General features: G+C 72.6%; 9 protein-coding genes and 1 pseudogene. 2 read left to right on the top strand and 8 right to left on the bottom strand.

Annotation, left to right across the window (positions count from 1 at the left end; translation table 11 throughout):
* Positions 1 to 205 precede the first annotated feature (205 nt).
* Positions 206 to 820 carry a hypothetical protein gene (locus ADY01_RS28600; RefSeq protein ID WP_053171301.1) on the top strand — a complete coding sequence of 205 codons (615 nt, stop codon included), beginning with the start codon at positions 206 to 208 and terminating at the stop codon, positions 818 to 820.
* Here ADY01_RS28600 and ADY01_RS28595 read toward each other — a convergent pair.
* Positions 780 to 1,556: a carbon-nitrogen hydrolase family protein gene (locus ADY01_RS28595; RefSeq protein WP_078900693.1), complete on the bottom strand. Its 777-nt coding sequence runs from the start codon at positions 1,554 to 1,556 to the stop codon at positions 780 to 782. The genes ADY01_RS28600 and ADY01_RS28595 overlap by 41 nt on opposite strands.
* Here ADY01_RS28595 and ADY01_RS28590 point away from each other — a divergent pair.
* Complete coding sequence (locus ADY01_RS28590) at positions 1,479 to 2,987, top strand: NAD(P)/FAD-dependent oxidoreductase (protein ID WP_324613378.1); 1,509 nt, start codon at positions 1,479 to 1,481, stop codon at positions 2,985 to 2,987. The two genes, ADY01_RS28595 and ADY01_RS28590, sit on opposite strands and share 78 nt — an antisense overlap.
* Here the strand turns inward: ADY01_RS28590 and ung are convergent.
* The 7 genes and pseudogenes from ung to ADY01_RS37535 all read right to left on the bottom strand — a co-directional run.
* Positions 2,926 to 3,582: pseudogene (gene ung / locus ADY01_RS37540) on the bottom strand (uracil-DNA glycosylase); the annotation flags it as partial. The gene ADY01_RS28590 and the pseudogene ung overlap by 62 nt on opposite strands.
* A 100-nt stretch (positions 3,583 to 3,682) precedes the next feature.
* Entirely contained in the window at positions 3,683 to 4,441 is a 759-nt protein-coding gene (locus tag ADY01_RS28580) for an SDR family oxidoreductase (protein WP_049579271.1), read from the bottom strand.
* 43 nt (positions 4,442 to 4,484) lie between these two features.
* Positions 4,485 to 5,246, bottom strand: coding sequence for a 3-oxoacyl-ACP reductase FabG (gene fabG, locus ADY01_RS28575; RefSeq protein ID WP_049579269.1), 762 nt, complete (start codon positions 5,244 to 5,246; stop codon positions 4,485 to 4,487).
* 81 nt (positions 5,247 to 5,327) lie between these two features.
* Positions 5,328 to 5,714 carry a DUF3037 domain-containing protein gene (locus ADY01_RS28570; RefSeq protein WP_049579267.1) on the bottom strand — a complete coding sequence of 129 codons (387 nt, stop codon included), beginning with the start codon at positions 5,712 to 5,714 and terminating at the stop codon, positions 5,328 to 5,330.
* Positions 5,711 to 6,547, bottom strand: coding sequence for a HipA family kinase (locus tag ADY01_RS28565; RefSeq protein ID WP_049579266.1), 837 nt, complete (start codon positions 6,545 to 6,547; stop codon positions 5,711 to 5,713). The genes ADY01_RS28570 and ADY01_RS28565 overlap by 4 nt, the downstream gene beginning before the upstream one ends.
* A gap of 9 nt (positions 6,548 to 6,556) precedes the next feature.
* Positions 6,557 to 7,879 (bottom strand): tyrosine-type recombinase/integrase, encoded by a 1,323-nt coding sequence (locus ADY01_RS28560; RefSeq protein ID WP_234320447.1) that lies wholly within the window; start codon positions 7,877 to 7,879, stop codon positions 6,557 to 6,559.
* A 153-nt stretch (positions 7,880 to 8,032) separates the two neighbouring features.
* A complete protein-coding gene (locus ADY01_RS37535) occupies positions 8,033 to 8,302 on the bottom strand; it encodes a helix-turn-helix transcriptional regulator (RefSeq protein ID WP_078900692.1) in 270 nt (89 codons plus the stop codon).
* Positions 8,303 to 8,508 lie beyond the last annotated feature (206 nt).

Below are 8,508 nucleotides of genomic sequence, written 5' to 3'. Positions count from 1 at the left end.
ACAGTTACCGCGCCTATCCATATCCTCACTATCCCTCTTCGTCGGCAGCGCAAGATGTGTATAAGAAACATGACCAAGACCCGCCCGCTCCGCTCCCCGCCGTGGCTGCTCGCGGTGAATCACGGCCTTCACCATCGGCGCCGCCACCCTCGCGGCCCTACGCGACCGCAACGCCACCGATTTCTTCCCGGCCCCGCCGCAGGCGGTGCGCGACGCGTTCCCGCTGGCCGGGTACATGCCGCTGATGCTGATCGCGGGCAGCGTCGGCGCGATCGCGATCGTCGGCGAGTACGGCAGCGGCCTGATCCGCACCACGACCGCGGCCGTCCCGGCGCGGGGCGAGGTGCTGGCCGCCAAGGCGGTGGTGCTGGCCGCGCTGTGGACGGTCGTCGGCGCCGTCACCGCCATCGGCTCGTTCGTCACCGCGCAGGCCCTTCTGAGCGGGAGGGGCGCGGGTGTCGCCCTCACCGAAGCCGGCGCGTTCCGCGCCGTGGCCGCCTCCGCGCTGCTGGCCCCCGTCTGCGCGCTCCTCGGCCTCGGCCTCGGCTTCCTGATCCGGCACGGCGCCGCCACCGTGGTCGCCACGGCGGCCACGCTGCTGCTCCTGCCCGGCTTCTTCTCCCGGACCGAGTACCTGACCGCGCTCATCAACCACGCCATGGTCTACACGGCCTGGACGCGGCTGACCGACACCTGGCCCCCCTACCCGCGGTCCCCGTTCCACGAGCCGTCGATCGCCGGCTCCTGGGTGGTCTACGCCGCCTGGCCGCTCCTCGCCGTCACCCTCGCGCTGCTCGTCGTGCGCCGCCGCGACGTGTGAGCGGACCGGGAGACGCCGGCGGAACGGTCCCGGCGAGCGCGGCCCGGTCGAGCGTCGCGCAGGCGAACGCGCCGGGCTCGGCGCCGGTTCCGGCGATCAGCGCGCCCCCGGGGGACCAGACGCCGGAGTGGCCCGCCGTCTCGTCGTACCCGGCGCCGGTGGGGCCCGCGAAGCTCGCCAGCGCGACCCAGACGCCGTGCGCCGCGGCGATGCGCCGGGCGCGTTCGCCGTGGACACGGACCTCGTCGGCCCCGTGCACGATGCCCGCCACATAGGCGTCGATCCCCAGCGCGGCCGTGTCATCGGCGTGCCGGACCACGCCGGTGTCCTTGCAGACGCCGAGGCCGAGGCGCCAGCCGTCCACCTCCCACACGGCGGGCTCCGCGCCGGGCGCGAACCGTTCCGCCTCCGCCGCCCCCAGCCACATCTTCCGGTAGGCGACGGTCGCGCCCCCGCCCTCGACGGCGAGCACCGCGATGTGGTCCCCCTCGACCGGCGCCCCCACCAGCGCCGTCGCCCCCGTCTCCGCGCACGCGGCGACGAGGGGCGCCAGCCGCGCGTCCCCGGCGGCGACCACCGCGGCGCCCAGCTCGTACCCCGTCAGGGACAGCTCCGGGAACACCACCACCCGCGCCCCGGCAGCGCGCACCACCTCCGCGTGCGCCCGCGCGTTCGCGCCGACGTCGCACGCCCGGCAGACGGGCTGGGCCACGGCGATGACCAGCGTCTCCTGCACGGTTCCTCCCGGTGGGTCGATGCGCGCAGGCCAAGGACGCTAGCAGCGGAGAGTTCCGGGACGGGGGCGGGATCCACCGCTGCGCCACGGGAACCGGCGACGGCGTGTCGGGTGGCCGGGGCGGCGCGGCGTCTGCGAACGTCGCCGCGGAGGTGGACGGTCGTGGTGGTGGATGAGGCGGACGCCGTCGTCGTCGGGTCGGGGATCAACGGACTCGTCGCCGCGGCCGAACTCGCCCTCGCGGGCTGGTCGGTCATCATCGTGGAACGGGCCCCGCGCATCGGCGGGTTCATCGCCACCGAGGAGCGCACGCTCCCCGGCTACCTCCACGACACCTACTCCTCCTGGCACCTCCTCTTCGTCTCGGGCCCCGCCCACGCCGCGCTCGGCGAGCCGCTGCGCGCCCACGGCCTGACCTACCGCACCGCCGACTCCTGGGTCGCCGCCAGCGTCGCCGACGACGGTCGCACCGCGCTGGTGCACCGGGATCCCGAGCGCACCGCCGCCGCGTTCGCCCACGCGTCCGACGGCACCGCCTACCTGGCCGCGCTCGCCCGGCTCGAAGCGAACATGGGCGCGATCGGCGGCCTCATGGGCAGCGAACTCCGCTCGCCCGCGCTGCTGCGCCACGCCGCCGCGCTGCTCCGCCGGGGCCGCGGCGGCCTCGAACCGTGGATCCGCGCCATGGCCACCAGCGGACGCGGCTACACGCGCTCCACCTACACGGGCGACGAGGTCGACCACCTCTACGCGCCCTGGCTGCTGCACGCGGGCCTCTCTCCCGACCACGCCTCGGGCGCGTTCATGATCCCGCTGCTCGCCGCCGGCCTCCACGGCTTCGGGCTGCCGGTCGTGGAGGGCGGATCCGGGCGGTTCCTCGACGCGTTCCGCTCCCTGCTCGACTCCCTCGGCGTCCGGATCGACACCGGCGCCCACGTCGAACGGATCCTCGTCGAACGGGGCCGCGCCGTCGGCGTGGTGGCCTCGGGCCGCCCCCTCAGGGCCCGTCGCGCCGTCCTCGCCTCGGTCACCCCGACCGCCCTCTACGGCGCCCTCCTGCCGAAGGGCGCGGTGAGCCCGCGGCTGCGCGCGGAGGCGGCGCGCTTCCGCTACGGCCGCGGCGAGATGCAGATCCATGTCGCGCTCTCCGCGCCCCTGGACTGGCGCGACGAACGGCTGCGCTCCGTCCCGCTCGTCCACCTCTCCGACGGCTCGGGCTCCACCGGCATCGCCTGCGCGGAGGCGGAGGCCGGCCTGCTGCCCGCGCGGCCGACCGTGGTCGTCGGCCAGCAGTACCTCCTCGACCCCACCCGCGTCCCCGAGGGCGCCGCCGCGCTCTGGCTCCAGCTCCAGGAGGTCCCGTTCGCGCGGGGAGGCGCCAGTCCACGGCCGTGTGGCCCTGCGCGGCGACGGCCTCGTCGATCCGGCTGAAGGGGCGCGAGCCGAGGAACTTCCCTGCCGAGAGCGGGGACGGGTGGGCGCCCTCCACCACGGCGTGCCGCTCGGTGTCGATCAGGCGGAGCTTCTTGCGCGCGTAGGAGCCCCAGAGCACGAACACGGCCGGGTCGGGGCGGGCGGCCACGGCGCGGATGACGGCGTCGGTGAAGGTCTCCCAGCCCTTGCCCTTGTGCGAGTTGGGCTCCCCGGCCCGGACGGTGAGCACCGCGTTCAGCAGGAGGACGCCCTGCCTGGCCCAGGGCATCAGGTACCCGCTGTCCGGGATGGGGTGGCCGAGGTCGGCGTGCATCTCCTTGTAGATGTTGCGCAGGGACGGCGGGATCCGCACACCGGGCCGCACCGAGAAGCACAGGCCGTGGCCCTGGCCCTCGCCGTGGTACGGGTCCTGGCCGAGGACGAGCACCTTGACGTCCTCGAAGGGGGTGGCGTCCAGCGCGGCGAAGACCTCCTCGCGCGGCGGGTAGACCGGGCCGCGCGCCCGCTCCTCCTCGACGAACTCGGTGAGCTCCTTGAAGTAGGGCTTGCCGAGCTCTTCGCCGAGGACGCTCTGCCAGGAGTCGGGCAGCATGCCGGTCACGTCGTGAACCTCCGAGGGTGTGCGGTGCGTTGTTGACGATCAGAACGTACCCGCCACCTCTGACAACGCGGTCGAACGGCCCCGGCGCGCGCTAGCCGAGGCCCGCGTTGAGGGAGAGTCCGCCGTCCACCACGAGGGTCTGCCCGGTGATCCACCCGGCGGCGTCCGAGGAGAGGAAGGCGATGGCCCCGGCCACGTCCTCCGGGATGCCGAGCCTGCCCATCGGGTAGCCGGCGGCGGCCTCCTCCTCGCGGCCCTCGAACAGCGGCGCGGCGAACCGGGTCCGCACCACGGCCGGGGCGACGGCGTTGACCCGCACCCGGGGGGCGAACTCGTGGGCGAGCTGCTGGGTGAGGTTGATCAACGCGGCCTTGCTGACGCCGTAGGCGCCGAGGAACGGCGAGGCGGAAAGCCCGGCGATGGAGGAGACGTTGACGACGGTGCCGCCGTGGTCGCGCTGCCAGGCGTGCCAGGCCCGGCGGGCGAAGCCGAGCGCGGAGAGGACGTTGACCTCGAAGATCTTGCGGACCACGGCCGGGTCGAGGTCGGCGAGGGGGCCGACGACGGGGTTGGTCCCGGCGCAGTTGACGAGGTGGTCGAGGCGGCCGTGGGCGTCCATGACCCGCGCGATCACCTCGTCCTGGTGGGCCGCGTCGTGGGCCTTGCCCGCCACCGCCATGGCGCGCCCTTCGCCGAGGGAGGCGGCGGCCTCGGCGAGGGCGTCGGCGTTCCTGCCGGTGACGCAGACGTGGTCGCCGCGGGCGACCAGGGCCGCCGCCACGGCGTAGCCGATGCCGCGGCTGGCTCCGGTGACGACGGCGACGCGGGGCTCGTGTGCCGGTTCCGCCATGGCGGTTCCTCGCTTCCTTGCTCGGGCCGGGTCCGGGTCCGGGTCAGTCGAGGGGGCCGCCGGCCACGTACAGGACCTGCCCCGAGACGAAGCCCGCGGCCTCGCCGGTGAAGAAGGCGATGGCGTCGGCGACGTCCTCGGGCCGCCCGACGCGGCGCACGGGGATGGTCTCGGCGCGGGCCCGCTGGAACTCGTCGAAGTCCACCCGCATCCGCTCCGCGGTCTGGGCGGTCATGTCGGTGACGATGAATCCGGGGGCGACGGCGTTGGCCGTGATGCCGAATGGGCCCAGCTCGATGGCCAGGGTCTTGGTGAAGCCCTGGAGCCCGGCCTTGGCCGCGGCGTAGTTGGCCTGGCCGCGGTTGCCGAGCGCGGAGCTGGAGGAGAGGCTGACGATCCGGCCGAAGCCCGCCTCCACCATGTGCGCCTGGCACGCGCGGGACATGAGGAACGCGCCGCGCAGGTGGACGCTCATGACGGTGTCCCAGTCGGCGTCGCTCATCTTGAACAGCAGGTTGTCCCGGAGGACGCCCGCGTTGTTGACGAGGATCCGCGGGGGGCCGAGCGTCTCCGCGACGCGGGCGACGGCCTCCCGCACGGCGTCGGAGTCCGACACGTCGCAGCCGACGGCCACCGCCGTGCCCCCGGCGGCGGTGATGCGCTCCACGGTCTCCAGCGCGGCGTCGGCGGCCAGGTCGAGCACGGCCACCGCGCGGCCCTCCGCCGCCAGCCTGACGGCGGTGGCCGCGCCGATACCCCGGGCCGCGCCCGTCACGATGGCAACGCGCTGTTCGGTGGTGGCCATGGCTTCTCGTCTCCTCGCCGTCCGACGCGGGCTACCGCGCGGTAACCCCCCGGAGACGTTAAGAACGCGAGGCCACCGCTGTCAATGGACCAGCACCCGCAGCAGCCGGTCGAGTTCGGCTCCCGGGTCGGTGGTGAGCCCGGTGTGGACGGGTCCCGGCTGGACGACGGTGCTGCGCGGGGCGATCAGCCAGCGGAAGCGGCGCCCCGCGTCATCGCCCGCGGCGGGCCCGGCCGCGGCGCCGCCGAGGCAGACGCACTCGGCGGCGCGCAGCGCGGCCCGCACGCCCGCCACGTCGGCCGCGGGGTCCAGGACCCGCAGCCGCTCCTCGTCCAGGTGGACGCGGGCGGCGAGGAACGAGGTGGCGCGGGAGTACAGGAGGACGCCGCCGTTGATGGACTCGCCGCGCTCGACGCGCGGCACCACGCGGAGCACCGCGTACTCGAAGACATCGCCTCGCGCGCTCATCGGGCCGCCTCGCTCGCGTGGTCGGGACGGCCGGTCAGCCAGCCCGGGGCCCGGGACGGCCGGCCGGCCGTCGGGGTCCCGACGGTGACGGCGCCGGGGACGGCGACCGCGCGGGCGCGGGTGGCCAGCGCCTCCGCGTAGGCGGCGCGCACCGCGTCGGGTCCCCCGAACCCGGGCTCGTCGGCGAGCCAGGCGTCGGGCACCTCGGCCAGGACCTCGGCGAGCAGGTCACCGGTGACGAGGGGGGCCAACGCGGCGGCGGCGCCGGCGACATCGGGGCCGAACGGCGCCAGCGCGTGGTCGGAGGCGTTGTAGGGGCGCGCGGCGGAGGCGGTCGCGGTGGGCCAGTTGTGGTGCCAGATCAGCGCGGCGCCGTGGTCGATGAGCCACAGGTCGCCGTGCCAGACCAGCAGGTTGGGGTTGCGCCAGGAGCGGTCCACGTTGTTGACCAGGGCGTCGAACCACACGACGCGGCCCGCCTCCTCGGCGCTCACCCGGTAGGCGAGCGGGTCGAAGCCGAGGGAGCCGGGCAGGTAGTCCATGCCGAGGTTGAGCCCGCCGCTGGCCTTGAGCAGTTCCTGCACCTCCTGATCGGGCTCGCTCAGGCCGATGACCGGATCGAGCTCCATCCTGACCAGTTCGGGCACGCGCAGCCCGAGGCGCCGGGCGAGGCCGCCGCAGACGACCTCGGCCACCAGGGACTTGCGGCCCTGCCCGGCTCCGGTGAACTTCATGACATAGGTGCCGAGGTCGTCGGCCTCCACGATCCCGGGCAGCGAGCCGCCCTCCCGAAGGGGGGTGACATAGCGGGTCGCGAACGTTTCGCGCAGCATTCCCCCAGGCTATACGCCCCTCCAGCCTTGGGATTCGAGGCGGGCCACCTCGATCAGGGCTGGGAAGTATCCGGGGAGTTCGGCTGACGACGCCCGCCAACGGGTTCCCCCCGCCGAGCAGTGCGCGTCGATGGCGCTGCGCCCCCTGTTGCCGGCCTCTGACATGAAGTGGGCGTAGTGATCCAACGTGATGGTCGGCGACGAATGCCCCAGCCAGCGCGCGAGCGTGACGACGGACTCCCCCGCCTCCAGCACGATCGAGGCATAGGTGTGCCGGAGCACATGGAAGCCGTCCTTGGGCGACGCCGCCCACTGCCAGGGCTTGGACCCATCGGCCCGGGGTGGGATGACGCCGGTCTTCGCCAGGGCGGGCTTCCAGGTGTAGGTGTTCCATGTGTTCACCGCGACAGCGTTGCCGAAGCGAGTCGTGACCAGTAGTGGATGCTCCTTATGTGGCCGGTCCGCGCCCGGCTCTCCCCACGGCAGCTGCACCTTGACTGGCGGATAGTGCGCGATGTGCCGTTCGAGCTCTGCGGCCACTGACGCGGGCATGTCCACGGTCCGGACTTTCCCCCCCTTGGTCAGGGCGTAGTACAACCTGCCGTTCAGGGGCTGCACCTGCCTTCGGACGTGCAGAATGCCGCGTACCCAGTCGATGTCCTCCGGGCCCACACCGAAGACCTCTCCTTGGCGCAGTCCGCACCCCAGCCCGAGCTCCACAGTGATCCTGTACCGCTCGCCGATCAGGCTCCGGACGCGGAGCGCGGTCTCCAGCGGCCATGCTTCGCGAGGCTCCTTGGAGGCTTTCGGCCATCGCACCGACTTCGAGCGCATCGGATTCCCGACGATACGCCGGTCGTCGACAGCGGTCTCCAGGATCCCGGACAGCTCGGCGAGGATGCCCCGACGGTAGTCGACCGAGGCCACGGTCGACGCCAACTGCGCGATGTAACTCCGCAGTTCCGCTGGCGTCACTTTCGTGAGCGCCAGATCTCCCAGGTGCGGAAGGATATGAAGCCGCACCCTCTGTTCCTGCCCCTGCCTGGTCTTCGGGGCCCCACCCTTTCCTGGCTTCCAATACGTCGAAATGTAATCGGCAAGCGTGATGGACCCGTCGCGCGGGTCCACGAACTCCCCGCGCTCCTCGTCCGTGGACGAGCGACGCAGCCATGCTTTGGCATCCTCCAAGGTGTCGAAGGAGCGGTCCCGGACACCGGGGATACCGGCGACTCGGTAGCGCATCCCCTTCCCATACCGAGAAGTCCGCTCCCTGCTCCCCGTTATCGGTTCCTTGCGCTTCTTGAGCCACCTGTCCTCTATGTACCCCGGCACTGCCGCTCCTCGCCTCACTCGATGTCGTCTGTAGCTCCTGCAAGCAACACGAACCGGCAAGCCTCTGCTGAAGTTCCCCGTTCCCAGAGGAATCAGATCTGTGATTCCGTCGGATTCTCCTGGCTCAAGACGCGGTCGATGCGCCGAATCCACCTACTGCCGAACCACAGTCGATGAGCGACGCTCCGGGCCGCGATGCAGCGGATTCAGCCGCTGATTCGAACGAGAGTCTGCGGCCTCTTGTTGCGCAACCCACTCATCGAGCACGGAGACCCGATACATGACGCGGCCTCCCATGCGGAAGCTCGGAGGCCCCTGTCGCTTGTGCCGCCACACGTACAGGGTGTTCTCCGAGATCCCGAGGTAAGAGGCCGCTTTCTTCACGGTCAAAAACGCGGCAACAGGTACGCGGGCGTCAGCCATTTCTGCCCTTCCATCTGCAAGGTCATAACACAGACGAGAGTGCGCAAAACGAGAAACTTGGCCGCACCGCAATCACGTGATACCGGGAACACAGAGGGAACGGCCCCTGGTTCAGCGTCGTGTGCGGTGTTGGACGGCGTGGGTTGCGGCTGCGGCGATGGCGGGCGCGGCTTGGGCGGGGTGGGTGAGCTGGAGGAGGGTGGTGC

Source organism: Streptomyces sp. SBT349 (assembly GCF_001083795.1).
Classification (GTDB): Bacteria; Actinomycetota; Actinomycetes; order Streptomycetales; family Streptomycetaceae; genus Streptomyces.
The sequence above is the reverse complement of the archived record's forward strand: the minus strand, read 5'-3'. Positions and strand labels throughout refer to the sequence as shown.